At 68.8% G+C, this 26,568-nt stretch carries 26 protein-coding genes and 1 tRNA gene; 11 read left to right on the plus strand and 16 right to left on the minus strand.

Annotation, left to right across the window (positions count from 1 at the left end; translation table 11 throughout):
• Positions 1–10: 10 nt before the first annotated feature.
• From ACK4IU_RS02865 to tsaD, 6 genes are all read right to left on the minus strand, one after another.
• Positions 11–1,018 carry an ArsJ-associated glyceraldehyde-3-phosphate dehydrogenase gene (locus ACK4IU_RS02865; protein WP_409731449.1) on the minus strand — a complete coding sequence of 336 codons (1,008 nt, stop codon included), beginning with the start codon at positions 1,016–1,018 and terminating at the stop codon, positions 11–13.
• Between the two features lie 3 nt (positions 1,019–1,021).
• A complete protein-coding gene (locus tag ACK4IU_RS02870) occupies positions 1,022–1,861 on the minus strand; it encodes a metalloregulator ArsR/SmtB family transcription factor (protein WP_409731452.1) in 840 nt (279 codons plus the stop codon).
• 75 nt (positions 1,862–1,936) lie between these two features.
• On the minus strand, positions 1,937–2,356 hold the full coding sequence (locus ACK4IU_RS02875) for an EVE domain-containing protein (RefSeq protein ID WP_409731715.1): 420 nt from the start codon (positions 2,354–2,356) through the stop codon (positions 1,937–1,939).
• Entirely contained in the window at positions 2,353–2,625 is a 273-nt protein-coding gene (locus tag ACK4IU_RS02880) for a YciI family protein (protein WP_409731717.1), read from the minus strand. Before ACK4IU_RS02880 ends, ACK4IU_RS02875 begins: the two co-directional genes overlap by 4 nt.
• 2 nt (positions 2,626–2,627) lie before the next feature.
• Complete coding sequence (locus tag ACK4IU_RS02885; protein WP_409731455.1) at positions 2,628–3,584, minus strand: NAD(P)H-dependent glycerol-3-phosphate dehydrogenase; 957 nt, start codon at positions 3,582–3,584, stop codon at positions 2,628–2,630.
• Positions 3,581–4,672, minus strand: coding sequence for a tRNA (adenosine(37)-N6)-threonylcarbamoyltransferase complex transferase subunit TsaD (gene tsaD, locus ACK4IU_RS02890; protein ID WP_409731458.1), 1,092 nt, complete (start codon positions 4,670–4,672; stop codon positions 3,581–3,583). Before tsaD ends, ACK4IU_RS02885 begins: the two co-directional genes overlap by 4 nt.
• A 45-nt stretch (positions 4,673–4,717) precedes the next feature.
• On the opposite strand from tsaD, the gene ACK4IU_RS02895 reads away from it, so the two are divergent.
• The 4 genes from ACK4IU_RS02895 to ACK4IU_RS02910 all read left to right on the plus strand — a co-directional run bounded on the left by ACK4IU_RS02895 (position 4,718) and on the right by ACK4IU_RS02910 (position 8,261).
• Positions 4,718–5,482 carry a uroporphyrinogen-III synthase gene (locus tag ACK4IU_RS02895; RefSeq protein WP_409731461.1) on the plus strand — a complete coding sequence of 255 codons (765 nt, stop codon included), beginning with the start codon at positions 4,718–4,720 and terminating at the stop codon, positions 5,480–5,482.
• Between the two features lie 64 nt (positions 5,483–5,546).
• The gene (locus ACK4IU_RS02900; RefSeq protein WP_409731464.1) at positions 5,547–6,686 is read left to right on the plus strand and encodes a COG4223 family protein; all 1,140 of its coding nucleotides are present in this window, start codon (positions 5,547–5,549) and stop codon (positions 6,684–6,686) included.
• Complete coding sequence (locus tag ACK4IU_RS02905) at positions 6,686–8,137, plus strand: heme biosynthesis protein HemY (protein WP_409731719.1); 1,452 nt, start codon at positions 6,686–6,688, stop codon at positions 8,135–8,137. Before ACK4IU_RS02900 ends, ACK4IU_RS02905 begins: the two co-directional genes overlap by 1 nt.
• A gap of 48 nt (positions 8,138–8,185) precedes the next feature.
• Positions 8,186–8,261: transfer RNA gene (locus tag ACK4IU_RS02910), tRNA-Thr, on the plus strand.
• 140 nt (positions 8,262–8,401) lie between these two features.
• Here the strand turns inward: ACK4IU_RS02910 and ACK4IU_RS02915 are convergent.
• The 4 genes from ACK4IU_RS02915 to ACK4IU_RS02930 all read right to left on the minus strand — a co-directional run bounded on the left by ACK4IU_RS02915 (position 8,402) and on the right by ACK4IU_RS02930 (position 14,681).
• Complete coding sequence (locus tag ACK4IU_RS02915; protein WP_409731467.1) at positions 8,402–10,837, minus strand: DEAD/DEAH box helicase; 2,436 nt, start codon at positions 10,835–10,837, stop codon at positions 8,402–8,404.
• 144 nt (positions 10,838–10,981) lie between these two features.
• Positions 10,982–11,758, minus strand: coding sequence for an inositol monophosphatase family protein (locus tag ACK4IU_RS02920; RefSeq protein ID WP_409731469.1), 777 nt, complete (start codon positions 11,756–11,758; stop codon positions 10,982–10,984).
• A complete protein-coding gene (locus tag ACK4IU_RS02925) occupies positions 11,745–13,088 on the minus strand; it encodes a TldD/PmbA family protein (protein ID WP_409731471.1) in 1,344 nt (447 codons plus the stop codon). The genes ACK4IU_RS02920 and ACK4IU_RS02925 overlap by 14 nt, the downstream gene beginning before the upstream one ends.
• 78 nt (positions 13,089–13,166) lie before the next feature.
• The gene (locus ACK4IU_RS02930; protein ID WP_409731474.1) at positions 13,167–14,681 is read right to left on the minus strand and encodes a DUF2125 domain-containing protein; all 1,515 of its coding nucleotides are present in this window, start codon (positions 14,679–14,681) and stop codon (positions 13,167–13,169) included.
• Positions 14,682–14,796: 115 nt separating this feature from the next.
• Between ACK4IU_RS02930 and ACK4IU_RS02935 the strand changes: the two genes are divergently transcribed.
• From ACK4IU_RS02935 to ACK4IU_RS02950, 4 genes are read left to right on the plus strand one after another with little or no spacing between them, the layout of a single operon-like run.
• Positions 14,797–15,414, plus strand: a complete 618-nt coding sequence (locus ACK4IU_RS02935) for an enoyl-CoA hydratase/isomerase family protein (RefSeq protein ID WP_409731477.1) — start codon at positions 14,797–14,799, stop codon at positions 15,412–15,414.
• Complete coding sequence (speB, locus tag ACK4IU_RS02940; RefSeq protein ID WP_409731480.1) at positions 15,411–16,355, plus strand: agmatinase; 945 nt, start codon at positions 15,411–15,413, stop codon at positions 16,353–16,355. The genes ACK4IU_RS02935 and speB overlap by 4 nt, the downstream gene beginning before the upstream one ends.
• 3 nt (positions 16,356–16,358) lie before the next feature.
• Entirely contained in the window at positions 16,359–17,648 is a 1,290-nt protein-coding gene (locus ACK4IU_RS02945; protein ID WP_409731483.1) for a mechanosensitive ion channel family protein, read from the plus strand.
• Positions 17,635–18,876: an NAD(P)/FAD-dependent oxidoreductase gene (locus ACK4IU_RS02950; protein ID WP_409731486.1), complete on the plus strand. Its 1,242-nt coding sequence runs from the start codon at positions 17,635–17,637 to the stop codon at positions 18,874–18,876. Before ACK4IU_RS02945 ends, ACK4IU_RS02950 begins: the two co-directional genes overlap by 14 nt.
• A 32-nt stretch (positions 18,877–18,908) precedes the next feature.
• Here the strand turns inward: ACK4IU_RS02950 and ACK4IU_RS02955 are convergent, their stop codons facing one another.
• From ACK4IU_RS02955 to ACK4IU_RS02970, 4 genes are all read right to left on the minus strand, one after another.
• On the minus strand, positions 18,909–19,364 hold the full coding sequence (locus ACK4IU_RS02955; protein ID WP_409731489.1) for a hypothetical protein: 456 nt from the start codon (positions 19,362–19,364) through the stop codon (positions 18,909–18,911).
• Positions 19,365–20,447, minus strand: a complete 1,083-nt coding sequence (gene pheS / locus ACK4IU_RS02960) for a phenylalanine--tRNA ligase subunit alpha (protein WP_409731492.1) — start codon at positions 20,445–20,447, stop codon at positions 19,365–19,367.
• A 58-nt stretch (positions 20,448–20,505) separates the two neighbouring features.
• Positions 20,506–21,222, minus strand: a complete 717-nt coding sequence (locus ACK4IU_RS02965; RefSeq protein ID WP_409731495.1) for a class I SAM-dependent methyltransferase — start codon at positions 21,220–21,222, stop codon at positions 20,506–20,508.
• A gap of 62 nt (positions 21,223–21,284) precedes the next feature.
• Positions 21,285–22,085 (minus strand): hypothetical protein, encoded by an 801-nt coding sequence (locus ACK4IU_RS02970; RefSeq protein WP_409731498.1) that lies wholly within the window; start codon positions 22,083–22,085, stop codon positions 21,285–21,287.
• A gap of 320 nt (positions 22,086–22,405) precedes the next feature.
• Here ACK4IU_RS02970 and ACK4IU_RS02975 point away from each other — a divergent pair, with 320 nt between their 5' ends.
• Positions 22,406–23,569, plus strand: coding sequence for an aminotransferase class I/II-fold pyridoxal phosphate-dependent enzyme (locus ACK4IU_RS02975; RefSeq protein WP_409731501.1), 1,164 nt, complete (start codon positions 22,406–22,408; stop codon positions 23,567–23,569).
• Here the strand turns inward: ACK4IU_RS02975 and ubiG are convergent.
• Positions 23,566–24,303 (minus strand): bifunctional 2-polyprenyl-6-hydroxyphenol methylase/3-demethylubiquinol 3-O-methyltransferase UbiG, encoded by a 738-nt coding sequence (gene ubiG / locus ACK4IU_RS02980; RefSeq protein WP_409731721.1) that lies wholly within the window; start codon positions 24,301–24,303, stop codon positions 23,566–23,568. The two genes, ACK4IU_RS02975 and ubiG, sit on opposite strands and share 4 nt — an antisense overlap.
• Before the next feature lie 68 nt (positions 24,304–24,371).
• On the opposite strand from ubiG, the gene pip reads away from it, so the two are divergent.
• Positions 24,372–25,343 carry a prolyl aminopeptidase gene (gene pip / locus ACK4IU_RS02985; protein WP_409731504.1) on the plus strand — a complete coding sequence of 324 codons (972 nt, stop codon included), beginning with the start codon at positions 24,372–24,374 and terminating at the stop codon, positions 25,341–25,343.
• Positions 25,344–25,357: 14 nt separating this feature from the next.
• Here the strand turns inward: pip and ACK4IU_RS02990 are convergent, their stop codons facing one another.
• Positions 25,358–25,723, minus strand: coding sequence for a hypothetical protein (locus ACK4IU_RS02990; protein ID WP_409731507.1), 366 nt, complete (start codon positions 25,721–25,723; stop codon positions 25,358–25,360).
• Between the two features lie 94 nt (positions 25,724–25,817).
• Here ACK4IU_RS02990 and ACK4IU_RS02995 point away from each other — a divergent pair, with 94 nt between their 5' ends.
• Positions 25,818–26,549 (plus strand): Crp/Fnr family transcriptional regulator, encoded by a 732-nt coding sequence (locus tag ACK4IU_RS02995; protein WP_409731509.1) that lies wholly within the window; start codon positions 25,818–25,820, stop codon positions 26,547–26,549.
• The last annotated feature ends 19 nt before the right edge of the window (positions 26,550–26,568 follow it).

Consider the following 26,568-nt stretch of genomic DNA (forward strand, 5'->3'; position numbering starts at 1 on the left):
GATGAAAGGGTCAGAGGCTGGCTGCGACCATCCGCGCGATGTCGGCCAGCCGGCAGGCATAGCCCCATTCGTTGTCGTACCAGGCATAGATTTTCACCTGGGTGCCGCCCGTGACCATGGTCGAAGGGCCATCGACGATCGAGGACCGCGGGTCGTTGGTGAAATCGCAGGACACGAGGGAGCGCGTCTCGTAGCCGAGGATCCCCTTCAGCGGGCCTTCGGCAGCGGCGGCGAAGAGGGCGTTGACCTCTTCCGCCGTGGTGGGCCGTTCGACCTCGAACACGCAATCGGTCAGCGAGGCGTTCAAGAGCGGCACCCGCACGGCATGGCCGTTCAGGCGCCCCTTGAGTTCCGGGTAGATCAGCGTGATCGCGGTGGCGCTGCCCGTGGTGGTAGGGATCAGGTTCATCAGCGCCGAACGCGCCCGGCGCATGTCCTTGGCGGGGCGGTCCACGATGGTCTGGGTGTTGGTCACGTCATGGATCGTGGTGATCGAGCCGTGCCGGATGCCAAGGCTTTCATGGATCACCTTGACCACCGGCGCGAGGCAGTTCGTCGTGCAGGAGGCCGCCGTCACCAGCGCCTGCGACCCGTCGTAGAGGTGGTGGTTCACCCCATAGACCAGGTTCAAGGCGCCGCCGTCCTTGACCGGGGCAGAGACGACGACCTTCTTCACCCCGGCGGCGTAATAGGGCGCGACCTTTGCGCCCGTCTTGAAGACCCCGGTGCAGTCGATCACCAGATCGACGCCAAGCTCGGCCAGCGGCAGGGCCTCGATGGTCTTCTCATGCGTCAGGCGGATGGATCGGCCATTGAGCAACAGCGCGCCTTCCCCGGCCGAAACCGGGGTGCGCCAGCGTCCGTGGACAGAGTCGAACTCCATCAGCAGCGCGTGCTGTTCGGCATCGCCGACCGGATCGTTCAGCAGCACGATCTCTCCGCCCGCGCCGGTATCGATCAGGTCGCGGAGGGCAAGTTTTCCGATCCGGCCAAGGCCGTTGAGCGCAATTCGGGGCATCTTTCAGGCCTTCGCTTCGGTATCGGCACCGATGGCATCCACGCGGGCCTGCAAGGACAGGCGGCTGAGGCTTTCGAACGGCAGTTCGACGAAGGCCGCGATCCGGCGGCGCAGGGCGGCATAGGTCTGGGCGAAGACCAGTGCCTTTTCCGCATCGGTCCCGGTCGCCTTCACCGGGTCGGGCAGGCCCCAGTGGCCGGTGATCGGCTGGCCCGGCCAGGGCGGACATTCCTCGGCCGCCGCCGTGTCGCAGACGGTGAAGACGAAATCCATCACGATGGAACCGGGTTTCTGGAACTCCGAGATATGCTTGGACCGCAGGCCCGAGATGTCATGGCCGTTGCGCTTGAGGATCTCGATGGCGAAGGGGTTCAGCTCGGTGCCGGGCCTGTAGCCGGCCGAGAAGGCCTGGAACCTGCCCTTGCCCAGGTCGCGCAAGAGCGCCTCGGCGAAGATCGACCGGGCCGAGTTGCCCGAGCAGATGAATAGCACGTCGAAATCGGTGTCACGCATGGCAGGATCCTTCTGCGCGGGGAAAAGGGGGGCGATGAGTTCGGGGCGGGCGCGGCCGACATCCAGCGCGAGGTAGCCGATCAGCGCCTCGGTCGCGTCAAGGTCGGCGGCGTAGAACAGCGACCGGCCGTCGCGGGTGACATGGACAAGCCCCGCCGAGGTCAGATCAGCCAGATGGTGCGACAGGGTGTTCTGTTTCAGGCCCAGCGCCTCGGCGATCTCGGTAGGACGCACGCCGCGCGGGGCAAAGCGCATCAGCAGCCGGAACACGACCAGTCGGCCGGGATGGCCAAGCGTCGCAAAGGCATGGACGGCGCGATTCTGTTCCATGTTTCCAGAAATCCGGAAACATCGCGCGCTGTCGAGTGAAGTTTTCATGACAGGCCGGGGCTGCCCGGCCATGGGTCAGGGTTCGACGCCGCCCAGCCGGCAGATGATCTGCCATTCCTCGGGGCGCACGGGCTGTACCGACAGGCGGGTGTTGTTGACCAGCACCATCTGTTCCAGCCCCGGCGTGACCTTGCATTCTTCAAGGCTGATCGGGCGCTGCAAGGGCTTGACCGCCTTGATCCAGACGCAGTCCCAGCGCGGGTCGTCGGTGGTGCTGTCCGGGGCGCTTTCGCGGCAGACCTCGACGATCCCGACGATCTCCTTCCCGATGTTGGAGTGGTAGAAGAAGCCCCGGTCGCCCAGCTTCATCGCCCGCATGTTGTTGCGCGCCTGATAGTTGCGCACGCCATGCCATTCCTCGCCGGCCTCGCCCTTGGCGACCTGATGCTCCCAGCCCCAGACATCGGGTTCGGACTTGAACAGCCAGTAGTTCATCCGATCACCCGCTTCCATTCCTGCACCATCACCGACTGGAACAGGCCCGCCTTGGCATAGGGATCGCCCGCCGCCCAGGCATCGGCCTCGGCCTTGGACCCGACCGACAGGATGATGAGGCTGCCGCACATCTGGCCGGCGGCGTCGATGAAGGGGCCGGCCTGCTCGACCGCGCCGGTGGCCTGTATATACTCCAGATGCGCCTGACGGTTCTCGGTCCGGGTCTGCAGGGCGTTCGGCTTGTCGATACAGATCAGGGCATAGCGCATGGTCATTCCTGTTTCAGCGGCCGGCTCATCAGCCGGGCGACGGCATCATCCAGCGCGATCCGGCCCGAGGCAAGGGCATCGACCATCGCCGTCACCGGCATGTCGATGCCCCGGCCCTCGGCCAGCCGCAGCACGGCGCGGGCGGTGGCAATGCCCTCGACCGTGACCCAGGGATCGAAGCCTTCGCCCCGGCCAAGCGCCTGGCCATAGCGGAAGTTGCGCGATTGCGTGGAGGTGCAGGTCAGGACCAGATCGCCCAGACCCGACAGGCCGGCCAGCGTCTCGGGCCGCGCCCCCAAAGCAGCCGACAACCGCAGCATCTCGGCATAGCCCCGCGTCATCAGCGCGGCCCGGGCGCTGTCGCCCAGACCCGCACCGATCACCACCCCGGCGGCGATGGCGATCACGTTCTTCAGTGCCCCGCCCAGTTCGGCCCCGACGATGTCGTCCGTCCGGTAGAGCCGCAGCGTCGGGGTGGACAGCAGATCCTGCAACGCCGCGCCCCGGTCGGTCGCGGCCAGCGTCAGGGCGGTCGGCAGGCCCCGGGCGATGTCGGCGGCAAAGCTCGGTCCGGTCAGGATCGCTGCGACGGCCCCCGGCCGCCGGTCCCGGATCAGCGCCACCGGGCCGCGCAGGCTGGTCAGATCCACGCCCTTGCAGCAGGCGACCAGCGGTTGCGCCTCGCCGATCTCAGGATGGCTGGACAAGAGCGACCCCAGAGCCTGCATCGGCACGGCCAGAAGCAGCGCCTCGCCGCCTGTCGTCTCGCCGATCTCCGCATGAACCGAGACGGCGTCCGGCAGATCGACACCCGGCAGCGCCCGGTCGTTGCGCCGTGTCCGGCGCATGTCGTCCACCTGCGCGGCATCCCGCGCCCAGAGCCGCACCTCCCGACCGGCCCGGCCCAGCGCCACCGCCAGCGCCGTCCCGAAGGCCCCCGCGCCAAGCACGCCGATCATGCCTTGGCCCCCTTCTTGCCAGAGCCGAGCAAGGCCGGCGCCGTCTGGTCCAGCGGCCAGCGCGGCCGCGCGACGAAATCGGGCGGGTTCTCCAGACCGGCGCGCATCCGTTCGATCCCCGCCCAGGCGATCATCGCCGCGTTGTCCGTGCACAGCCGCAGGGGCGGCGCGAGGAAGGGCAGCCCGGCCTGCTCCGACACGGTCTCTAGCATGGCCCGAATCGTCTTGTTTGCGGCCACCCCCCCGGCAACGGCAAGCGTGGTCGGATGCTCCCCCGCCACCATGGCCAGCGCGCGCGCAGTTTTCTCGGCCAGAACCTCGGCCACCGCCAGCTGGAACCCGGCGCAAAGGTCGCGGCGGTCCTGCACCGTGATCCCGCCCTTCTCCGCCACCAGCGCATCGCGCGCCCGCAAGAGCGCCGTCTTCAGCCCCGAAAAGGACATGTCGCAGCCCTCGCGGTCCAGGAGCGGCCTCGGGAAGCGGAACCGCGCGGGATCGCCCAGCGCCGCCTCGGCCTCGACCGAGGGGCCGCCCGGCTGCGGCAGGCCCAGAAGCTTGGCCGTCTTGTCGAAGGCCTCGCCCGGGGCGTCGTCGATCGTGCCGCCCAGCCGCCGGAAACTGTCGGCACCCATGACCAGCAGGAACTGGCAATGCCCGCCCGAGACCAGCAGCATCAGGTAGGGAAAGCCGATCCCGTCGGTCAGCCGCGGGGTCAGGGCATGTCCTGCCAGATGGTTCACCGCCACCAGCGGCAGCCCGCGCGCCGCTGCAAGGCCGCGGGCCAGCATCACCCCCGACAGGACGCCCCCGATCAACCCCGGCCCTGCCGTCACCGCGATCGCGTCGATTGCGCCCAGCCCGACCCCGGCGCGGGCGAGGGCCGTCTCGACCACCACATCCAGCCGCTCGGCATGCGCGCGCGCGGCGATCTCGGGCACCACGCCGCCATAGGCTTCGTGCAGCGCCGTCTGCCCCAGGACTTCGCTCGACAGGATCTCGGGTCCACCTTGTGCAGGTGCACGGACGACCGCGGCCGCGGTGTCGTCGCAGCTCGTCTCTATCCCCAGAAGTGTCAGCGTCCGGTCCATGGCCTGCCGTTGCGCGAAAGGTCATCGGCAGGTAACACCATGGGCATGGCGAGACAATCCGATGCGTCCCCCGATCTTTCCGGCGACCCGGTCTCGGCTGTCCCCGTGCTGGTCACCCGGCCCCGGGACCAGGCCGACTCCTTCGCGGCCCGTCTGATCGCCCGGTTCGACAGCCGGGTGCAGCCGGTCATCGCTCCGCTCATGGCGCCGGAATACCTTTCGCCCACGGTGCCTGAAGGCCGCTTTGCCGCCGTGGTCTTCACGTCCGCGCAGGGTGTCGCCGGCGCGGTCAGGCTGGGGGCAAGCTTGCCACGGCTGGCCTGGTGCGTCGGCCGTTCCACCGCAGCCGCCGCGGCCGCAGCCGGGTTCGAGACCCGGTCCGCCGATGGCGATGCAAAGGCCCTGATTGCCGCCATCCTGAAAGATCCGCCGGATGGCAGAATTCTATATCTACACGGCGTAGATACATCAGGAGATGTAGATAACCAATTGCAAAACAACGAGATTTCTACAGTATCTTTACAGGTGTATCTACAGAAGGCCATTCCTCTTGAGGGCGAGGCGACCCAGCTTCTGCGTCGACATGGCCCGGTGATCCTGCCCTTGTTCTCGCCCCGCAGCGCGCGATTGTTCCGCGCCGCAATGCCCGCCGACACGCGCGCCGACCTGCGGATCGCGGCGATGAGCGCCGCCGTCGCCGAAGCCTGCCTTGATATCCCCAGGTCCCGGCTGGTGATCGCCGCGCGACCGGATGCCGAGGCGATGCTGGATGCGGTCGAAAGCTTGCTTGCCGCACCCCCTCCGCCTTGAACCGACCGGCCGCCAGTGCTTAGGTTGGGACCAGCGAGGATGAAGGGCTGCAAGGGGCTGACGCATGACCAGACGCAAGGATCCCCCGCCCGAGGCAACGGCCGAACCGACCGCGCCCGAGACCGTCGAACCAGAGGCAGCGACGGTCGAGGCCGTCGAGTCCACCGTGACCGAACCGCCGCCCGCAGCGGTGGCGGACGCTCCTCCGCCCCGGACGCACCCGGCGCAGGCGCCGCGCCGTCCGGGTATCCTCGGCCCGCTCCTCGGCGGGGCCCTGGCAGCCGTCGGAGGCTTTGCGCTGTCGCATTTCAACCTGCTCGGCCTGAATGCGCCCGCCGTTCCGCAAGACCTTGCTGCGATCGAGAGCAGGATCGACGCTCTTGCGGTCGAACAGGCCCGATCGGCCGATGCCGTGACCGCCGAGGTCGCCACCCTCGCCGCGCGGATTTCGGCCCTGGAGTCTGCGCCCGGCCCCGCCGCTCCCGACCTCTCCCGGCTTGACGGTCTCGAGCAGAGACTGGCCGCAATCGAAGCCGTGCCGGCAGGTGGCACCGGCAGCACCGCCGCCCTCACCGCCAAGCTGGCCGAGATCGAACGCAAACTCGCCGCGCTTCCCGCAGGCGGAGCCTCGGCGGAGGTCCAGCAGCAACTGGACGAGGCTCTGGCCCGGCTGAATGCCGCGGAGTCCGAGGCCAAGGCGCGCGCCGCCGAAGCCGAGACCGCAGCGGCAGCCGCCCGTCGGGCTGCGGCGCTGGACGCCCTCACTGCCGCTGTCAGCGGGGGGCGCCCCTTCGCCGCCGAGCTTCAGGCGCTGGACGACCCCGACCTGTCGGCCGCGCTTGGCACCGTCGCGGAAACCGGAGTTCCCACGCTGGCCGCGCTACAGGAAGGCTTCCCCGATGCCGCCCGCGAAGCCCTGCAGATCGCCCGCGCCACCAGTGCCGAGGATGGCTGGACCGACCGGGTCCTCGACTTCCTCGCCGCGCAGACCGAGGCGCGCCCCCTGACACCGCAGGCCGGCACCACGCCGGACGCGATCCTGTCCCGGGCCGAATTCGCCTTGTCCGAGGGCCGCGTCGCCGACGCCCTGACCGAGCTTGCCGCGCTTGACCCCGCGGTAAAGGCACCACTGGAGGCCTGGATCGGCGCGGCCACCGCACATGTCGATGCCGCCGCCGCCCTGCGCTCGGCACGGGGGGAATGATGCTCTGGTCGCTGACAAAGGTCGTCCTCTTCGTGGTGCTCGTCGCCGGCCTTGCGCTTGGGGCGGGCCTTCTGGCGGAAAGCGGCGATTCGCTGCGCATCATCGTGGCCGGGTGGGAGTTCACCATCGGTCCGGTGCAGGCGCTGGTCCTGGGCCTGCTTCTGATCCTCGCGGTCTGGCTGCTGCTTAAGGCCCTGGGGCTGCTCGGCGCCACCTTCCGCTTCCTCAACGGCGACGAAACCGCGCTGTCGCGCTATTTCGACCGCAATCGCGAACGCAAGGGCTATCGTGCCCTGTCCGAGGCGATGATGGCGCTGGCCTCGGGCGAGCCGCGCCTTGCGCTCAGCCGCGCGCAGAACGCCGAGCGGCTGCTGGGCAAGCCGGAACTGACCACGCTTCTGGTGGCCCAGGCCGCCGAGGCCGCCGGCGACCGCAAGCGCGCGACCGAGGCCTACAAGACCCTGCTGTCCGACGATGCCACGCGCTTTGTCGGCGTCCGGGGCCTCTTGCAGCAGAAACTGGCCGAGGGCGACCGCGAGGTGGCACTGAAGCTGGCCGAGAAGGCATTCCAGCTGCGGCCGAAGCACGCGGAGACGCAGGATATCCTCCTGAAGCTGCAATCGGATGCCGGCGACTGGTCCGGCGCGCGCGAGACGCTGGGTGCCAAGCTGAAATCCGGCGGCCTGCCGAAGGATGTCTATCGCCGCCGCGATGCGGTTCTGGCGCTGCAACAGGCCAGGACGGTGTTCGACGATACCGCCAGCATCGAGGCCCGCGAGGCCGCCATCGAGGCGAACCGCCTGTCCCCCGACCTGATTCCCGCCGCCGCGATGGCCGCGCGCGGCTATATCGCCAAGGGCGATCGCAAGAATGCGACCCGGGTGTTGAAGAAGGCCTGGGAGGTCATGCCGCATCCCGACCTCGCAGCCGCCTTCGCAGAGATCGAGCCGGACGAGAGTCCGCAGGACCGCCTCAAACGGTTCCGCAACCTGACGAACCTGCGCCCGGACAACGACGAGACCCGGATGCTTCTGGCCGAGCTTCTGATTGCCGCCGAGGATTTTCCGGCGGCCCGCCGTGCGCTCGAAGATGTCGCAACCCGGGCGCCGACCCAACGGTCGCTGGCGATCCTGGCCGCCATCGCGCGCGGTGAAGGCGCAGACGATCTGATCGTGCGCGATCTTGTCGCCAAGGCAATTTCTGCCCCTCGCGGTCCGCAATGGGTTTGCGACAAGTGCCATGCGATCCATGACGGCTGGCAACCGGTCTGCGACAACTGCGGCAGCTTCGACACGCTGTCCTGGAAGACACCGCCGGCCAGTGCCACCACCTCGCCGGCTCTGGCTGAGCTCCTGCCGCTGATGGACGCCCGCCCCGAACCCGAACCCGGACCTGCTCTGCCCGAGCCAGAGCCCCTCGCACCGGACGAGATCGCACGCCGCGCAAATTAGGGCTACACAGTCCGGATGGGCGATGCTAATAGCCCGCCCAGGAAGAATGCCGGTGTAGCTCAGCTGGTAGAGCACGTCATTCGTAATGATGGGGTCGGGGGTTCGAGTCCCTTCACCGGCACCATTCTTCCAAGGCAAAGGCCGCCGGTCCATCGGACCTGGCGGCCTTGTCCTTTCTGACGTCTGTTCAAGAGCAAGACACCTCACCCCGCGCTTCCCTCCCCCTTGTGGGGAGGGAGAGGGTGGGGGGTTCCCGGCCCGATATCAGCGCTTCGGCCCTTTCGGCGGCACGAACCGCTTGGACGTATCCCGCGCATCCGCCCTGGGCTTGGCCGGACGATCCGACCCACCGGCCCGCTCGAACGGCTTCTTCGTCACGAAACTCTTGCCCGCCGGCTTGCCCGCGCCCTCGCGCTTCACATAGGGCCGCGCGTCGTCGCCCTTGGGCGCGTAGGTCTTCTTCGGCCGGTCGCCATCTTCCCGCGGCCGGAAGCCCTCGCCCTTCGGAGCATAAGGCTTCTTGGGCCGCTCGCCGTCTTCCCGGGGCTTGTACTCCCCGCGCGGCTTGTATCCTTCCGACTTGCCCGCATAAGGCTTCCGTGCCGGACGCTCGCCATCCTCGGTCCGCTCGCGCGGTTTCCAGCCCTCGGGCTTCGGCGCATAGGGCTTCTTCGGCCGATCCCCGTCCTCGCGCGGCTTCCAGCCCTCGGACTTGCCCTTGTAACCGCCCTCGCTGGCATGGCTCTTGTAGCCCGCCGCCCGACCGGGGCGGTCCGCCGACCCACCATGGCTCTTGTAGCCGGCCGACTTGGGCGCGGCCTTCTGGTCCGGCGACCAGCGCGGCTTGCGCGGACGCTCCTCTTCCCCCTCGGGACGGGGCGCCCGCTCCTGATAGGTCCGCGCCGGACGCTCGACCCGCTCGGGACGTGCTTCGGACGGCGTCACCCGGGGGCGTGGCTCGTACTTCGGCTTCGGCGCATCCTCCGCCGCATCCTCCTCCACTACCCGGGGCGGCTTCGGCGTATAGGCCGGTTTCTCGGCCCGCGCCGGACGCTCTGCCCGCTCCAGGCGCGCGGGGCGCTCGAACTTCGGCTTGTCAAGGCGCGGACGGTCAAAGTCCGGCTCACCCTCGATCCGCTCCATCAGCAGGCCCTTGTCGAGGTCGATCTGGCTGCGGAACTTTTCCGCCACGCCCTCGGCGATCTGGACGAAGGTCTCCTCCTCGCGCACCCGGATTGCGCCGATGGAATCCTTCCCGATCGACCCCGCATCGCAGATCTTCGGCAACAGCCACCGCGCCTCGGCCCGACCGGCCCGGCCCACATTGATGCGGAACCAGACCGAAGGCCCGAACTCCCCGCGTTCGCGCGGCGCGGCAGGCGCCGGCATCGGGTTGTCGGTGGACAAGACCTCGGGCGCCGACCGCCCCTCGCGCCACAGCCGCACGAAGGCCGCCGCCAGCGCCTCGGGGCCGAACTGCTCCAGAAGCTCTCCGGCAATCCCGGCCTCCTCGCCCAGGGGCGCCGTCAGCGCCGGATGTTCCAGGATCCGCAGGTCGTCCTTGGCCTGCACGTCATCCGCGCCGGGGGCCGCGCCCCATTCCGCCACGACCTTGGCGCCGGACAAGAGCCGCTGCGCCTTCTTGAACTCGGCCGGAGTCACGATCAGCGCCGAAACGCCCTTCTTCCCCGCGCGCCCCGTCCGGCCCGACCGGTGCAGCAGCGTTTCCGAGTTGGACGGAAGGTCGGCGTGAACTACCAGCTCCAGCCCCGGAAGGTCGATCCCCCGCGCGGCCACGTCCGTAGCGATACAGACCCGCGCCCGCCCGTCCCGCAGCGCCTGAAGCGCATGGGTCCGCTCCTGCTGGCTCAACTCGCCCGACAGCGCAACGACCTGGAACCCACGGTTGCCCATCCGCGCCAGAAGGTGGTTCACGTTCACCCGCGTCTTGCAGAAGACGATGGCCGTCCGCGCCTCGTAGAACCGCAGCACGTTGAAGATCGCATGCTCCCGGTCGCGCACCGCCACCGAGAATGCCTTGTACTCGATGTCCACATGCTGCTTCGCCTCGCCCTGCGCCACGATCCGCAGCGCGTCCTTCTGGAACTCACCGGCCAGCTTCTCGATCTCCTTCGGCACGGTGGCCGAAAACATCAGCGTCCGCCGATCCTCGGGCGCGGCGGCCAGGATGAACTCCAGATCCTCCGCGAACCCGAGGTCCAGCATCTCGTCCGCCTCGTCCAGCACCACGGCCCGGAGGCCCGACAGGTCCAGCGACCCCCGCTCGATATGGTCGCGCAGACGCCCCGGAGTGCCGACGACGATATGCGCCCCGCGCTCCAGCGCCCGCCGCTCCGTCCGGTAGTCCATCCCGCCGACGCAGGTCGCAAGCTTGGCCTGAGCGCCCGCATACAGCCACTCCAACTCGCGCGCGACCTGCAAGGCCAGCTCCCGCGTGGGGGCAATCGCCAGCGCGATGGGCTTGTCGGCGTAAAGCAGCACGTCCTGCCCGCCCAGGATCTCGGGTGCGATGGCAAGGCCAAAGGCCACCGTCTTGCCCGACCCCGTCTGCGCAGAAACCAGCGCATCACGCCCCGCCACGCCTTCGGCCAGCACGGCCTCCTGCACCGAAGTCAGCGCTTCATAGCCCTTCAGGGCCAAAGCCTGCGCCAGCGGCGCGGCCACGTTTTCAATCGTCATGATGTCTTTCCAAAGGGGGCGAAGCCATGCGCCCATCAAAGCCAAACGGCCTCTGTCCCCTCGGGTCGCGGGCCTCCTCGCCCGCAGTCGCAGGAATCTCGACCGTGGGGCGCACCTATCCCAGATCGGGCGGCCTGTATAGACCTAACCCCTGAGGCGCGCCAAAGCCTCGGCATGCAGGCCCGCAGGCAGCGCCAGCACCCCCTTCGCCTGCGCGCCCGGGCTGTTGAACGTCAGCGCGGCCCCGGTCTGGTCGGTCACCACCGCCCCCGCCCGCTCCGCGATCAGGGCGCCGGCCGCGATGTCCCACTCCCAGGCATCGCGCAGCGTCAGCATCCCGTCGAACCGCCCCTCCGCCGCCAGACACATCCGGTATGCCAGCGAGGCGCGAAAGCCGCGGATGATCTCCGGCACCCCGCCGGGCCACTTCTCCGGCGCCATGTTTGCCTTTGTCGTCAGGATGTTGGCCCCTTCCAGCCGGTCCCGACCGCTGCACCGGATCACCTGACCGTCCCGCATCGGCTCCGAGCTCAGCGAGGCCGTGTATATACGGTCCAGCGCCGGCAGATGCACCACCCCCGCCGTCACCTTGCCCTTGTGCGCCACGGCCAGCGAATGCGCCCAGGTTTCCTCGCCCGCGATGAAGGCGCGCGTGCCGTCGATGGGGTCCAGGATGAACACCGTATCTACGGCCAGCCGGTCGGTGGAATCCGGCGTCTCCTCCGACAGCCAGCCATAGTCCGGCCGCGCGTCCATCAGCCGCGCCTTCAGCATGTCGTTGACCGCGAGGTCCGCCTCGCTGACCGGCCCATGCTCGCCGCCCTTGTCCCAGACCTTCGGGTCCTTGCGCCAATAGCGCAGCGCGATCCGCCCCGCCTCGCGCGCCGCCTCGGTCAGAAGGGCCAGGTCACGCGCCGGCAAGGGTCATCCCGTCCACAAGGATCGACGGCACCCGCGTCGAAAGATGCGGCCGCGCGTCATTGGCCGGGATGATCCGCAGCAGCATGTCGCGCAGGTTCCCCGCGATGGTGCATTCATGCACCGGATAGGCGAGTTCCCCATTCTCCACCCAGAAGCCACTCGCCCCGCGCGAATAATCCCCGGTCGTCGGGTTAATGGTGGACCCGATCATCGAGGTCACCAGGAGCCCCGTCCCCATCTGCTTCAAGAGGTCCGCGCGGCCAATAACCCCTTGCGTCAGGTCGATATTCGTCGTGGATGGCGAAGGCGGCGCCGAAGTCCCCCGCGAGGCATTTGCCGTGGACGGCATCCCCAGCTTTCGCCCTGTCGCCAGGTCCAGCACCCAGCCGGTGAGCACCCCGTCAGCCACGATCTCGCGCCGCCGCGTCGCCAACCCCTCGCCGTCGAACGGCCGGGACGACCCGATCCGCACCCGATGCGGGTCCTCGACCAGCGACAGACCCTTGGGCAGCACCTGCTTGCCCAGAAGATCCCGCGCCCAGCTTGACCCCCGCGCGATCGAGGTCCCGTTGATCGCCGACAACAGATGCCCGACCAGCGAGGCCGCCACCCGTTCGTCATAGACCACCGGATAGGTCCCCGTCCGCGGCTTCACCGACCCGACCCGCGCCAGGGTCCGCTCTGCCGCCAGCCGCCCGATTTCCTCGGCACTGGGCATGTCGGAGGCGTATATACGCCCCTCCCCGGCATAGTCCCGCTGCATCTCGGTGCCTTGTCCGGTGAAGGCCACCGCCGACAGGCTGGTCGAGGTCCGCCCATACCCGCCCGAAAAACCGTTCGTCGCCGCCAGGTGCAGCGCCCGCTGGCTGTAGCTCGCCGCCGCCTCGACCTGGGTGATGCCTTTGGCCTCCAGCGCCGCCGCCTCGACCGCCCGGGCCTGCGCCTCCAGCGCCGCCGCCCCCGGCTCACCGGCCGGATCGGCCAGGTCCAGCGCGGCCGCGTCCCAGCCCTGCGCCAGTTGACCGGGGTCGGCCAGCCCGACCGTCGCATCCTCCGGCGCTTCCCGCGCCATCGCGACCGCCCGTTCGGCCAGCGCCCGGATCGTCGCCTCCGAAGTGTCGGAGGCCGACACGCAGGCCTGCCGCCGCCCGATCAGCACGCGCAGCCCGATCTCCACGTTCTCCGACCGCTCCGCCGTCTCCAGCGCGCCCTTGCGGATTTCGATCGACACCGCCGTGCCCGCCACGGCCAGCGCGTCGGCTGCGTCGGCGCCAGCCTTGCGGGCGGCGTCCAGAAGGGCATGGCTCAGGTCGGCAAGGTTGGGCGTCATTGCGGGGTTCCCTGTGATCTGCCGATCAGGTAGCCCCACCCGCGACCCTACGCAAGGTCGCGGGAGATTTCGGCGTCGCTACTGCAGCCGCTGGCCATTGGCGAACAGGCCGCCCTCCTTGAACTCGATCTCCGAGGTCAGCTCGTCCGGCCCGGCCCCCGGCCGCGCGAACATCGCCAGCCCCATGCGGAAACCCATCGCGTCGTCCTCGCTCAGGATGCCCAGCGCGATCAGATTCTCGACCAGCTTGTTCGCCCCCTTGATCCCGATGCTGATCTTGCCATCCGGCCGCGGCATGCCAGCGAAGGTCGTCATGTCGCTGTTGTCGAAGGTCAGCCCGCCGGTCGCCGAAACCTCGGCGCCGGCCGCCTTGGCCAGCACCTGCGTCACGTCCAGGCTGTTCAGCTCGCCCGGAGGCTCGGCCCCGTCCATCTGCACCGCGGGATCCATGATGTCCTGCTTCCACTTGCCGGTGCCCTTCAGGTCCACGATCACCGTCGCCGGTTCGCGCGACAGCGTGGCACCGGGATCGACCATGGCCCAGATATCCTCGGACACGGTGAAATCGACGAACTTGGTCAGGAAGGCGAAATCCTGCGGGCTGTCCGATTTCGATACCGGCATCAGCAGGTTGAAGCCGCTTTCGGCAAAGGCCATCTCGACCTGCGGGAAGGGGATCTCCGGTCCCGAGACGGTGAACCTCCCGCCGTTCAGCGAGGTCCCGTAGTTCATCCGGGTCTTGTCCATCGCCAGCACGAAGCCGCCACCCGTGGCAGTCGCCCCCACCTTGGTCGGGCCCGCCGCCTCCTCGACATCGACGTTCATTGTCATGGCGCCGAAGTTGAACGACGAGTCCATCGTGAAGCCGGAATTCAGCGCGACCGCCATGTTGGCCATCACGTCGGCGCCCAGGAAGGTGCCCTTGGTCGCACCGCTCAGGTCCGACAGCTTCAGCGCAAGTGTGCCGCGGCCGCCGCCCTCGTCCTCCATGTCCGCGCCCGAAAGGTTGAACTGCATCGAGTCCGCCTGGAAGCTCGAATCCAGATTGGTCTTGTCGCCGTCCAGCGCCACCAGATAGCGGGCCGTCATCCCGGCCACCGTCAGATCGCCCTTGGTGTCCAGCACCTTGCCGTCCTCGTCGGTGATCTCGTCCAGCGTCACGGTGACACTGGGCGCGGCGAAGTCATAGCTGGTCTCGGTCGCGCTGCCCCCCGCCACGATCTTCATGCCGGGCTGCGCGACGGTCAGCTTCAGCGAGCCCGGTCCGTCGCCCTCGGCCGGGAAGGCCATCTGCAGCGGGTAACTCTCCGGCATCGTCACCGTCACCGTGCCGTCGCCATTGGCCGCGAAGCTCAGCTTGTCGAACGAGACCGAGGCGCTGCCGCCCATCTGGTCCTTGAAGGCCACCACCACGCCGGTCACGTCCACCGTGTTCCCGCTGTCGGCGGTGTTGCCGACCGTCAGCTCCTGCCCGGCAGAGGTCAGCATGGCCTGCCAGCTTGCCCAGACCTCCTGCGGGGTCACATCGGCGCCGGCCGAGGTTGCAAGGAAAACAAGACCGATCGCGGAGGAACAGGTGAGCGCGCGGGACATGGCTTGTGCCTTTCGGGTTGAATTCGCGGGCGCAACCTTTCTATCTCGTCCGGCGTGCGTCAAGGGATTCTCGAAGGCCAGGGCGCGCGGGTCGGGAATGTCGGACGGGGGACGGATGATACGGGTCGAAGACCGGGGCGATTGCCGCACAATCACGCTCGCCCGTCCCGAAAAGGCGAACGCGCTGACCGAGCCGATGCTGCACGACATCGCCGCCGCCGTCTCGCAGAGCACCGCCAGGGTCCTGATCCTGACCGGCGAGGGCCGCGTCTTCTCTGCCGGGGCCGACCTCGACGGGATGAAGGCGGGCCTTGGCCTCTCGCCTGCTTGGGAGGCCGCCTCGGGCGCCATCGCCGCCTTCCCCGGCCTCTCCATCGCCGCGCTGAACGGCACGCTCGCCGGGGGTGCCATGGGGGCGGCGCTGGCCTGCGACATCCGCATCGCCGTGCCTGGGGCGACCTTCTTCTACCCCGTCATGCGGCTGGGCTACCGCCCGCAACCCTCGGACCCCGGACGCCTCGCCGCCCTGATCGGCCCGTCGCGCGCGAAGATGATCCTCCTCGCCGGCCAAAGGATCGACGCCGAGACCGCGCTTGGCTGGGGCCTGATCGACCGGATCTGCGAGGCCCAGGCTCTGATCGACTCCGCCATGTCGCTCGCCGAACATGCGCTTTCCGCCGATCCGAGGCATGTTGCCGCCCTGAAACGCATGACCAACGGGGATACGCCATGACCAACGCCTACGACAAAGGCCGCCTGAACCTGCCCTTCGTCGGTATCCCGACCTTCGGCAAGAACCCCTACCAGCCCGACTGGTCAGCCATCGACGCCGACTTCGCCATTCTCGGCGCTCCCTTCGACTTCGGCACCCAGTTCCGCGCCGGAGCCCGCTTCGGCCCCCGCGCCATACGCGAGGCCTCGACCCTCTTCTCCTTCGGCCACGCCGGGGCCTACGACCACGAGGACGACGTGACCTACCTCGAAGGTGTCCGCATCCTCGACATCGGCGATGCCGACATCGTCCACACCGACACCGAAACCTCGCACGCCAACATCGAAACCGGCGTCCGCGCCATCCTCGCCGCCGGGGCCGTCCCCGTGGTCCTTGGCGGCGACCACTCCATCAACATCCCCTGCATCCGCGCCTTCGCGGGCCGGCCCCTGCACATCGTCCAGATCGACGCCCACCTCGATTTCGTCGATGTCCGCCACGGCGTCCGCCACGGCCACGGCAACCCGATGCGCCGCGCCGCCGAACAGGACCACGTCAAGGGCATCACCGCGCTGGGCATCCGCAACGTCTCCTCCACCGCCAAGGACGGGTATGAGGCCGCCCGCGCCATGGGCGACGACATCCTCTCGGTCCGCCAGGTCCGCAAGCTGGGGGTCGAAGCCACCCTCGCCCGCATCCCCAAGGGCGTGGACTACTACCTCACCCTCGACATCGACGGCTTCGACCCCTCGATCGCGCCGGGCACCGGAACCCCCTCGCACGGCGGGTTCCTCTATTACGAGGTCCTCGAACTGATCGACGGCCTGACCAAGCAGGGCAACATCATCGGCATCGACCTGGTCGAGGTCGCCCCCGACTACGACCACACCGGCACAACCGCGATCCTTGCCGCGCAAGTCCTGCTCAACACCATCGGGCGCATCGCCCATAACCGGAGGTAAGCCTTGGACCGGCTGCAACTCTGGCTGCAAGAGGCGGTGGACATCGCGCTCGGCTGGCTCTCCTCGCCGCCCGCGCTGATGCAGTTCGGCCTTCTGATCGCCGCCTACATCCTTGCCACCCTCCTGTCCCGCCGCCTGACGCCCGCCCTCGAGCGCACCCTCACCCCGAAGCCCGAGGCGACGCACCCCATCGCCCGCCTCCGCCGCTTTGCGCTGCAATTCCTGCCGCTGCTCCTGCCCCTCCTCGCCTATGCCCTGACCGCCGTGGGTGAGGGGCTGACCCGCGCCACCTTCGGCACGGGCGAGGTCATCGCCTTCGGCAAGCGCGTCTTCCTCTTCCTCGCCGCCCTCGAACTCGTCCGCCGCATCCTGCCCCCCGGCCTCCTGAAATTCATGGGCCGCTACATCCTTTTGCCCGTCATGGCGCTGAACGCGCTGGGCGTGCTGGACGAGGTCACAGCCTGGCTCGACGCCGCGCAGGTAAACCTCGGAGACATCCGTTTCACCGCGCTGGGCCTGATCCGCGGCGCCATCGCCGGTGCGCTTCTCTTCTGGCTCGGCTCCTGGTCGAACCGGCAAAGCTCGGGCTACATCAAGGCCCAGGCCGACCTGCGCCCCGCCACCCGCGAACTGGCGATCAAGGCCTCCGAAGTCGCCATCTTCGGCGCGGCCTTCCTTCTGCTCATGTCGATCATGGGCATCGACCTGACTGCCGTCGCCGTCCTAGGCGGTGCCCTCGGCGTCGGGATCGGCCTTGGCCTGCAACAGATCGCCGCAAACTTCGTCTCCGGCATCATCCTCCTCCTCGAAGGCCAGACCACCGTGGGCGACTACGTCGAACTCGACGGGGGCGAGAAGGGCACCATCGTCAAGATGACCGCCCGCGCCTGCGTGCTGGAAACCTTCGACGGCAAATGGATCGTCGTCCCGAACGAACATTTCATCACCAGCCGCGTCGTCAACTACTCCGACCAGGGCAGCGCCAACCGCTACGAGGCCGAGTTTTCAGTGAGTTACGACATCGACATCAACATCGTGCCCGATATAATCGAGCGCGCGGTATCGCAGCTTCCCTTCGTCCTGCAACAGCCCGACGGCCCCGACTGCGAGCTGCGCGGCTTTGGCGAATCCTCGGTGGACTTCGCGGTGGAATACTGGGTCTCGGGCATAGACGACGGCAAGAACAAGTATGGCTCGGCCGTCCTCTTCGCGATCTGGAACGCGCTGAAGGAGGCCGGGATCCAGATGCCCTATCCCCACCGCGTCGTCGAACTGCGCAATGCCGCCACCTAACGTCGCCCCGGATGCCCTCGTCATCGGCGCAGGTCCCGCCGGCCTGATGGCCGCCGAGGAACTTGTGAAGTCCGGCGCACAAGTCGTTGTCATTGAGGCCAAACCCACCGTCGCCCGCAAGTTCCTGATGGCCGGGAAGTCCGGCCTGAACGTCACCAAGGACGAGGATTGGGAGACCTTCGTCTCCCGCTACGACTGCCCCCACCTCCGCCCGATCCTGCAAGACTTCGGCCCAAAGGAGGTGCAGGCCTGGTGCCGCGCCCTCGGACAGGAGGTATATACAGGCTCCTCCGGCCGCGTCTTCCCCGTCGCGATGAAGGCCTCGCCCCTTCTCCGCGCCTGGCTGCAACGCCTGACCTCCCGGGGTGTCGAGATCAGCACCCGCTGGCGCTGGACCGGGTTCGACGGCAGCGCCCTCACTTTCGACACCCCCGCCGGCCCGCATACCCTTGCCCCCAAGGTCACGATCCTCGCCCTCGGCGGCGCCAGCTGGTCCCGCCTCGGTTCCGACGGCGCCTGGGTCCCCTGGCTGCGCGAGAAGGGCGTCGAGGTCACCGACTGGCAGCCCGCCAACATGGGTTTCCGCGTGGACTGGTCGTCGCACATGACCCCGTACTTCGGCCAGCCCGTCAAGGGCGTCGCCCTCAAGGTCTGCTCGTCGAGGATTTCATCCACTCCTCGCACCACCCCTCCGCGAGGAGTGCACGAAGTGCTCGACGAGCAGCGCGGAGAATTCGTCATCTCCGCCAAGGGGTTGGAGGGCGGCGGCATTTACAGTATATACAAGTATCTACGCGACGCATATACACTCTCCATCGACCTCCTCCCCGACCTCGGCCAGGACGAGATCACCCGCCGCCTGTCGAAAATAAAACCCGGCGACAGCGTCACCAACCGCTTGCGCAAGCTCGGCCTCGACCCCACCCGGATCGCCCTGGTGATGGAGTTCTCTCGCGCCGAGCCCTTCGCCCACCTGAAAAACCTGCCCATCCCCCTGCAAGGCCCGCGCCCGCTGGACGAGGCGATCAGCGTCGCCGGCGGCATCGCCTGGGACGCCCTCACCCCCGACCTGGAACTGAAGGCCCTCCCGGGCATCTTCGCCGCCGGGGAAATGCTGGACTGGGAGGCCCCGACCGGCGGCTACCTTCTCACCGCCGCCTGGGCCACCGGCCGCTGGGCCGGCCAGGCAGCGGCACGGCGCTTGCAGGAAACCCCGCCCCGGACTTGATCCGGGGCCTCGTGGTTGCGGGAGGCCCCGGATCAAGTCCGGGGCGGGTGGTCCTGATGCAAGGCCTCGAACCAGGGCAGCACCTGCTCGCGCAGGATGTCCACCGCCTGATCCAGGCAATCTGGCCGCTCCAGCACATCGACAAAGGCCAGCGTCCCGGGATCGCTGGCCGCCTGCTCGAAGAACGCGGCCAGCGCCACATCCTCGCCGCCCGGCCAGTCGGGATGATCCGGCACCTCGCCATCGGGCGTCACGAACCGCAGCACGATCCGCACGTCCCAACCATAGCGGTCCCGCTGCAGATGCACCGCCGACTTCCCCGCCGCCGTCACCCTGTTCCAGGTCGTCCGCGCCAGCACATAGCCCGCTGGCCCCAGCACCCCGTCCAGCGCCGCGACGATCCGGCCCCAGGCTTCCTCGCGCTGCGCCGGAAAGGCCGGATCATTCGCGGCCCGATACTTGCGCGCTGAAAGGTCCGGGTCCTCCATTCAGGCAGAAAGTCCGCCCGCCAGGTCCGGCACGTCCAGCGCGCTGAACCCGTAGTGCCTGAGCCAGCGCAGATCGGCCTCGAAGAAGGCCCGCAGGTCCGGGATGCCATATTTCAGCATCGCGATCCGGTCGATCCCCATGCCGAAGGCAAAGCCCTGCCATTGGGTCGGATCGACCCCCGCCGCCGTCAGCACCTTGGGATGCACCATCCCGGACCCCAGGATCTCCATCCACTTGTCGCCCTCGCCGATCTTCAGCTGGCCACCGACGTTGGAATAGCGGATGTCCACCTCGGCCGAGGGCTCCGTGAACGGGAAATGGCTGGCGCGGAACCGCAGCTCGACCTTGTCCACCTCGAAGAAGGCGCGGCAGAACTCCTCCAGCGTCCATTTCAGGTTCGCCATGGAAATCGACCGATCGATCGCCAGCCCCTCGACCTGGTGGAACATCGGCGTATGCGTCTGGTCCATGTCCATCCGGTAGACCCGGCCCGGCGCGATCACCCGGATCGGCGCGCCCTGCGCCATCATCGCCCGGATCTGCACCGGAGACGTGTGCGTCCGCAGCACATGCGGCGGGCGGCTGTCGCCCTCGGCGCGGGCCATGAAGAACGTGTCATGTTCCTGCCGCGCGGGGTGTTCCGGCGGGATGTTCAGGGCGTCGAAGTTGTACCAGTCGCTTTCGACCTGCGGCCCCTCGGCCACCGAAAAGCCCATGTCGGCGAAGATCGCGGTCAGCTCTTCCATGACCTGCGATACCGGGTGGATCGTCCCCCGCGGCCGGGGCCGCCCCGGCAGCGTCACGTCCAGCCACTCCGACTTCAGCCGCTCGTCCAAAGCCGCATCGGCCAGCGCCACCTTGCGCGCGCGCAGGGCCGCGTCGATCTCGTCCTTCAGCGCGTTCAGGCTCGCCCCCGCCGCCTTCCGCGCCTCGGGGTCCATCTTCCCCAGCCCCGCCATCAGCGCCGAGATCTCGCCTTTCTTGCCCAAGGCACCCACGCGGACCTCTTCCAGCCCGGCCTCGTCCGCCGCACCGGCCACCGCCGCCAGATACTTGGCCTTCAGCGTGTCGATCCCGTCCATCGCGCCTCTCCTGCGAAACCGCCCCTCTGCTAAAGGCGAAGCCCCCGCAATGCAAGGTTCAGAAGATCGACCGCCGCCCCCGGATCTCCAGCATCCTGCGCGACCGCGTGACCTTCCCACACTGCGCCGTGATCGAGACCGGCGGCTCCTTCAATCGTTTCTCGATCACCACCAGGCTGTCGTGGAACCGGATCGACCCGATCTCGCGCGCCAGGGGATGCAGCGGAAAGCCCGCGTCGTCTTCGGTGTACCAGGAATGCATCCGGTCGATCAGGTCCTTGGCGAATTCGATGAAACTCGCGGGCTCGCGGAACCCGCCGCCGAAGCCCGGCCAATAGCTCGTGTGCACATCCTCGACGATGTACAGCCCCCGGTCGCGCAGCCGGGGCCAGAGATGGCGGAAACTGGCGATCTGCTGGTGCATCTTGTGCCCGCCGTCATCCACGATCAGGTCGAAGGGCCCGTGGTGGCGGCCGACCCGCTCCAGGAACTCCGGATCCGCCTGATCGCCGATCTCGACCGAGGTGCCCGGCAGCGCCAGCTCGCGGCAGGCCGGGTCGATGTCCAGGAACACCAGCCGCGACGCCGGCCCGAGGAACCCCTGCCACAGCGGCAGCGACCCGCCCTTGAAGATCCCGATCTCCAGGAAGGACACATCGCGCCCCTGCCAATCGGCCAGAAGCTCGTCATAGACCTCCAGGTAATGCTCCATCTTCAAGAGCATCCGGGCGCCGCTGCGGGCGGGAAAGTCTCGGAAATAGCGCGTGGTCGCCATGGATGCCCCCTCCGGACCGGACCTGCCATCCTGCTAGCCGGTCCAGCGCGCCCGAGGCAAGGCTACATGATCGGCGCGTCCGAGGTCTCGAAGACCAGAGCCGCGCCCGCCGCCGACCCCTCGCCCGGGGCCGGGCGGGTCACGATCAGCCGCTGGCTCCAGATCGTCTTCCGGTCCGACTGGGCGACCAGCCGCAGCTTCAGATGGGCGCGGTCCTCGCTCCAGGCGCCCTCGATCTGCAGGTCCAGCCCCTCGGGCCGCTCGCCCCGCGATGCCCCGAAGGCCGCGGCCCTGTCGCGCAACAGGTACTCGGCCGCAAGTCGCGCGACGGCTTCGCCAAGATCGCGGGCCAGCTCGGCCCCGGTGCCTTCCGGCATGGCTCCGATCCGCAGACGGAACGGCTGGCTGGCCGCGCGGCCCGGGCCACCCGCCTCGGCTGCGCCGAACTGCCGGGCCAGGCGCTGGCGTTCCTCGGCCAGCCAGGCGCAGAACGCCGGGTCGATCACGTCGATCCCCTCCAGGAACTCGCGTCCGGCGGCAAGCGCCAGCTGCACGGCCCGGGGATCGCCTTCGATATCGGTGGTGAACCCGGACAGGGCCACGCAGTCGCGGTCGCTGTGCAGGTGCGATGCCAGCGGCCCAAGGCTCTTGCGCAACTCGGTCAGCGCCTGGCGCAAGCTGCCCGAGGCCTGCTCCTGTCCGCGATCCGACCAGAGCCGGCTTTCCAGCCAGCGCCGAGGGCGACTGTGGCCGGGCGTCTGGCACAGAAGCGCCAGCATGGCCCGCGCCTTCGCGCCGCGGGGCGTAAGGTCGCGCCCCTCTGCATCCTGCACCTGGAACAGCCCTATCAGCCGGATGAACATCGTCTTGGCCCCGCTTTTTCTTGCCTGTCGTGGTTCGGGACGACTTTCCGGGGGCCAGCGTGAAATCTTCGTCAATCGCCGCGGCCGGCTCTTGGCGCTCGCCAGAAAATCGTGAAATCGCGTGAAAACCCGGCCTTCCCGGGGCCCGGTCGGCCGTCGATTCGCGGGTCTCGGGCGGCCTCGGGCGGGCCAGATCTCGGAAACGGGGCGTTTCACGGGGAATTAACGCGCGTTTCTCCCCCTTGATCCCAGGCTTGCTGCACGCCGTGCGGTCCAGCCGCCGCCAGTAACCGATTCGCGAACCCGCAGGAGGCGACGACATGCCAGGACCAGTGCCTTCCCCCCGGTTCCTCTCGGGCCGCGCCGAAGCCGACAGCCTGTTCCATCTGCCGGGGGACGGGCCCGCCCATGACCGCACCGCGGCAAACCTGTCGCCTCAGGGGCCGCGGTTCGATTTCGTCACCCGCGATCCGCTTGGGCTGCGCGATCTCTCCCTGTCCGACATCGTCCGGCCCGGAGCCGAAACCGATCCGGTCGATGCGCTCCGGTCCGTCCTGACGGCGGAACTCGGGGCTGCCGGCGCCCTGGTCTTTCCGTCTGCCGCCGATGCCATCCGCGGCACGCTGCCGGCGTTCCTCGGACCCGGCGACGACGTGCTGGTCGATTCCTGCGCGGATCCCGTCCTGTTCGAGACCGTTGCCCTGACCGGCGCCCGGCTGCACCGCTATCCCTCCGCTTCGCTGGACGGGGTCGAGCGTCGCCTGCGCCGGCTGGCCCGAAACCTTGGCGCGGGCCGGTTGGTGATCGTCGCGCCGGCCGTCTCGGCGCGCTGCGCGCGGGTCACGGACGTGGCGGGGCTCGTCGAGCTCGCCCGTCAGCACGGGGCCGCGCTGGTGGTGGACGTGGCGGAGGATTTCGGGGTCATGGGCCAGGACGGGCGCGGCGTGATGGAGATCCAGTCCTGCCTCGGTCGTGTCGATCTTGTGCTCGGCTGCCTCGCAGGAGCGTTCGGCACGACCGGAGGTTTCGTGGCCTGGGGCGATGCGGGCCGCGATGCCGGACTGCGCCGGAGCCGGCCGGCATCCGCGTCCCTGCCCGCCGACCGCGCCCGCACCGCGCTGGCCGCCGCGACGCTGGTGTTCGGCGCAGAGGGCCGCCGGCGGCGGCGGCGGCTGCACGGCCTGTCGCTGCGGCTCCGCAATCAGCTGAAGGCCGCCGGGTTGCGGGTGCCCGGCGGGGCCGTGCCCTTCGTTCCGGTGCTGCTGCCGTTGCAGACGGCCCTGCCGCGGACCGCGCTTCTGGAAAGTGCCGGCCCGAGGGTCGGCCTGCTCATGGCGCCGAAGGTTCCCCTGCACGCCCCGCGCTGGCGGATCGAACTGTCCGCCCTGCACGGCCTTGCCGATATCGACGACCTGGCCGAGCTGATCCGCGATGTCTCGCGCGCGTTCGACCGGATCCCCGGCGAGAGCCGCGTTCCTGCCTAGGGCTTCACCGAGGCGGTGACGTAGTTGCAGCTCAGATCGCGGTCCGACAGGCCCCAGCGCCAGGTCACCGGGTTGAACACCATGCCCTTGCGGTCCACCGGGCGCAGCCCCGCCTTCTCGATCAGCGCGTAAAGCTCGTCCGGCGTGATGAACTTCGCCCAGTCGTGCGTGCCCTTCGGCAGCCAGCGCATCACCCATTCCGCGCCGATGATCGCCATCAGGAAGGACTTCGGGTTCCGGTTCAGCGTGGAACAGATCATCAGCCCGCCCGGCTTCAGCAGCTCCTGGCAGGCGGTCAGATAGGCCTGCGGGTCGGCGACATGCTCGACCACTTCCATGTTCAGCACCACGTCGAACCGCTCGCCCGCCGCGGCCAGCGCCTCGGCCGTGGTGTGGCGATAGTCGATCGCCAGCCCCGACTGCTCGGCATGAACCCGCGCCACCGGAATGTTCCGCTCCGCCGCATCCGCGCCCACCACGTCGGCGCCAAGCCGCGCCATGGGCTCGGACAAGAGACCCCCGCCGCAGCCGATGTCGAGGATCCGCAACCCCTTGAACGGCGCCGGCCCCGCCAGGTCGCGCCCGAACTCGGCGGCGATCTGGCGAGTGATGTAGTCCAGCCGGCAGGGGTTCAGCATGTGCAGCGGCTTGAACTTGCCCTCCGGATCCCACCATTCGGCGGCCATCGCCTCGAACTTGGCCACCTCTGCCGGGTCAACCGTGTCCACCGTCATCGCCGTCTCCCGTCCGTCCACCGATTGCCCTTCGACTCCGGGCCTTCCCATGGCTATATAGGTCGAACATGGATCAGAGATCAGGTCAAAAGCGCGCAGTCGAATACCTTTACCCGCCGATCGATCCCTTCGATCAGCGCGTGATCGACGTGGGCGACGGCCACCGCGTCTATGTCGAGCAATGCGGCAACCCCGAAGGCATCCCCGTCTTCGTCTTCCACGGCGGCCCCGGCGGCGGCTGCTCTCCCGCGATGCGGCGCTATTTCGACCCCCGCGCCTTCCGCGTCGTCCTCTTCGACCAGCGCGGCTGCGGCCGGTCGCGTCCCCATGCCAGCGTCACCGCCAACACCACCTGGCACCTCGTCCAGGATGTCGAGACCATCCGCTCCACCCTCGGCATCGACCGCTTCGTCGGCTTCGGCGGCAGCTGGGGCGCAACGCTGGCGCTGATCTACGCGATCACCCATCCCGACCGCGTTTCCCACCTCGTCCTGCGCGGTGTCTTCCTCGCCACCCGTGCCGAGCTCACCTGGTTCTACGGCGGCGGCGCCGGGGCCTTCTTCCCCGACCTCTGGTCGCGCTTTGTCGAAGCCATCCCCGAGGCGGAACGCGGCGACCTGATCGCCGCCTATCACCGCCGGCTCTTTTCCGGCAACCTGGTCGAGGAAACCCGCTTCGGCCGGATCTGGGCCAACTGGGAAAACGCCCTTGCCTCGATCCAGAACGAAGGCGCGCTGGGCGAGAGCCCGTCCGATTACGCCCGCGCCTTCGCACGGCTGGAGAACCACTATTTCCAGAACGCGGGCTTTCTGGAATGCGACGGCTGGATCCTGCGCGAACGCCGCCGGATCGAACACATCCCGACGACCATCGTCCAGGGCCGCTACGACATGATCTGCCCGCCGCAATCGGCCTGGTCGCTGTCGCGGGGCTGGGCGAAATGCGAGCTGAAGATGATCCCCATGGCCGGCCATGCGCTGTCCGAACCGGGGATCAGCGAGGCGCTGGTGCGGGTGATGGACACGCTCCGCCAGGCATAGTCCCCGCGCGCGGGTCAGGCCCGACCCCCGCCCTCCGGCGTCGTCCGGCGCCGGCGCAGCCGTCGCAGCGCCGTCATCAGCTCAAGGGCGACCGCCCCGCTGACGAAGGGCAGTTCCAGGACCCGGTGCCGCGCGCCTTTCGCCGCGACCTTGTGGCCCAGGACGACCAGCATCGCCCCGATCTCGTCCAGCCGCTCGACCAGTCCGGACCGTGCCAGGTCCAGCGGCGACAGGTTTACGAAGGCGATGTCGATCCGCTGACGGCGCAGGATCTCAAGCGCCGCCTCTGCCGTCGTCGCCACCGATACCGGCGTTCCCGGCAGCGTGTCCTCGATGATCGCCACAAGGTCGTCCGCGACCAGCGCGACGGGTTCCAGCACCAGGCATGTCAGTCGGTTTGCGTTTTCCACACCGCATATGGAACGGAACGCCGGCGATCCGCATTAACCTGCGTTAAGTCCGACGAGGTTCCCGATGCAGATGACTGACTGCGCCGCCTGCCCGCTGCACAGCAAGCGGATGTTCCTGCCCCTGACCCCGGAAGAGATCGCCTTCATGCGCGCCTTCAAGACCGGCGAGGTGCTGGTGCAACCCGGCGAGACGCTTCTGGCGCAGGGCGAACGCTCCGACCGGCTCTACACCGTGCTCGAAGGCTTCGCGACCCGCTCGATCCAGCTCGAGGACGGGCGCCGCCAGGTGGTGAACTTCGTCTTTCCCGGCGATTTCCTCGGGCTTCAGGCGGGGATCATGGGCGAGATGCGCCACTCCGTGCAGGCCTCCACGCCGATGCGGGTCTGCATCTTTCAACGCAGCCGGCTGTGGGACCTGTTCCGCGACCGGCCGGACCGCGCCTATGACCTGACCTGGATCGCCGCCGTCGAGGAGCACTTCCTGGGCGAGACCATCGCCACCCTCGGCCAGCGCGACGCCACCGAACGGGTCGCCTGGGCGCTGGCGCGGATCTGGCAGCGGCTGTCCGCGCTGGGCCATGTGACGCCCGACGGCGTGCCGCTGCCCTTCCGCCAGCACGAGCTTGCCGACGCGCTGGGCCTCTCGACCGTCCATACCAGCCGCACCGTCTCGCATCTGCGCGGGCTCGGCCTTCTGGTCTGGCGGCGCGGGCGGCTGAACATGCCGGAGCCCGCCCGGCTCTTCGCGCTCGCCGGACTGCCGATGGAGCGCGAGGAACAGCGCCCGCTGATCTAGGCGGCAGGCGGTGGCCGCA

Source organism: Tabrizicola flagellatus (assembly GCF_046295235.1).
In the GTDB taxonomy this organism is placed as follows: domain Bacteria; phylum Pseudomonadota; class Alphaproteobacteria; order Rhodobacterales; family Rhodobacteraceae; genus Tabrizicola; species Tabrizicola flagellata_A.

Excerpts from the sequence above, each read along its gene's own strand:
- ACK4IU_RS02865 (WP_409731449.1), bottom strand. The coding sequence starts at position 1,018 with ATGCCCCGAATTGCGCTCAACGGCCTTGGCCGGATCGGAAAACTTGCC.
- ACK4IU_RS02870 (WP_409731452.1), bottom strand. The coding sequence starts at position 1,861 with ATGGAACAGAATCGCGCCGTCCATGCCTTTGCGACGCTTGGCCATCCC.
- ACK4IU_RS02875 (WP_409731715.1), bottom strand. The coding sequence starts at position 2,356 with ATGAACTACTGGCTGTTCAAGTCCGAACCCGATGTCTGGGGCTGGGAG.
- ACK4IU_RS02880 (WP_409731717.1), bottom strand. The coding sequence starts at position 2,625 with ATGCGCTATGCCCTGATCTGTATCGACAAGCCGAACGCCCTGCAGACC.
- ACK4IU_RS02885 (WP_409731455.1), bottom strand. The coding sequence starts at position 3,584 with ATGATCGGCGTGCTTGGCGCGGGGGCCTTCGGGACGGCGCTGGCGGTG.
- tsaD (WP_409731458.1), bottom strand. The coding sequence starts at position 4,672 with ATGGACCGGACGCTGACACTTCTGGGGATAGAGACGAGCTGCGACGAC.
- ACK4IU_RS02895 (WP_409731461.1), top strand. The coding sequence starts at position 4,718 with ATGGCGAGACAATCCGATGCGTCCCCCGATCTTTCCGGCGACCCGGTC.
- ACK4IU_RS02900 (WP_409731464.1), top strand. The coding sequence starts at position 5,547 with ATGACCAGACGCAAGGATCCCCCGCCCGAGGCAACGGCCGAACCGACC.
- ACK4IU_RS02905 (WP_409731719.1), top strand. The coding sequence starts at position 6,686 with ATGCTCTGGTCGCTGACAAAGGTCGTCCTCTTCGTGGTGCTCGTCGCC.
- ACK4IU_RS02915 (WP_409731467.1), bottom strand. The coding sequence starts at position 10,837 with ATGACGATTGAAAACGTGGCCGCGCCGCTGGCGCAGGCTTTGGCCCTG.
- ACK4IU_RS02925 (WP_409731471.1), bottom strand. The coding sequence starts at position 13,088 with ATGACGCCCAACCTTGCCGACCTGAGCCATGCCCTTCTGGACGCCGCC.
- ACK4IU_RS02930 (WP_409731474.1), bottom strand. The coding sequence starts at position 14,681 with ATGTCCCGCGCGCTCACCTGTTCCTCCGCGATCGGTCTTGTTTTCCTT.
- ACK4IU_RS02935 (WP_409731477.1), top strand. The coding sequence starts at position 14,797 with ATGATACGGGTCGAAGACCGGGGCGATTGCCGCACAATCACGCTCGCC.
- speB (WP_409731480.1), top strand. The coding sequence starts at position 15,411 with ATGACCAACGCCTACGACAAAGGCCGCCTGAACCTGCCCTTCGTCGGT.
- ACK4IU_RS02950 (WP_409731486.1), top strand. The coding sequence starts at position 17,635 with ATGCCGCCACCTAACGTCGCCCCGGATGCCCTCGTCATCGGCGCAGGT.
- ACK4IU_RS02955 (WP_409731489.1), bottom strand. The coding sequence starts at position 19,364 with ATGGAGGACCCGGACCTTTCAGCGCGCAAGTATCGGGCCGCGAATGAT.
- pheS (WP_409731492.1), bottom strand. The coding sequence starts at position 20,447 with ATGGACGGGATCGACACGCTGAAGGCCAAGTATCTGGCGGCGGTGGCC.
- ACK4IU_RS02965 (WP_409731495.1), bottom strand. The coding sequence starts at position 21,222 with ATGGCGACCACGCGCTATTTCCGAGACTTTCCCGCCCGCAGCGGCGCC.
- ACK4IU_RS02970 (WP_409731498.1), bottom strand. The coding sequence starts at position 22,085 with ATGTTCATCCGGCTGATAGGGCTGTTCCAGGTGCAGGATGCAGAGGGG.
- ACK4IU_RS02975 (WP_409731501.1), top strand. The coding sequence starts at position 22,406 with ATGCCAGGACCAGTGCCTTCCCCCCGGTTCCTCTCGGGCCGCGCCGAA.
- ubiG (WP_409731721.1), bottom strand. The coding sequence starts at position 24,303 with ATGACGGTGGACACGGTTGACCCGGCAGAGGTGGCCAAGTTCGAGGCG.
- pip (WP_409731504.1), top strand. The coding sequence starts at position 24,372 with ATGGATCAGAGATCAGGTCAAAAGCGCGCAGTCGAATACCTTTACCCG.
- ACK4IU_RS02995 (WP_409731509.1), top strand. The coding sequence starts at position 25,818 with ATGCAGATGACTGACTGCGCCGCCTGCCCGCTGCACAGCAAGCGGATG.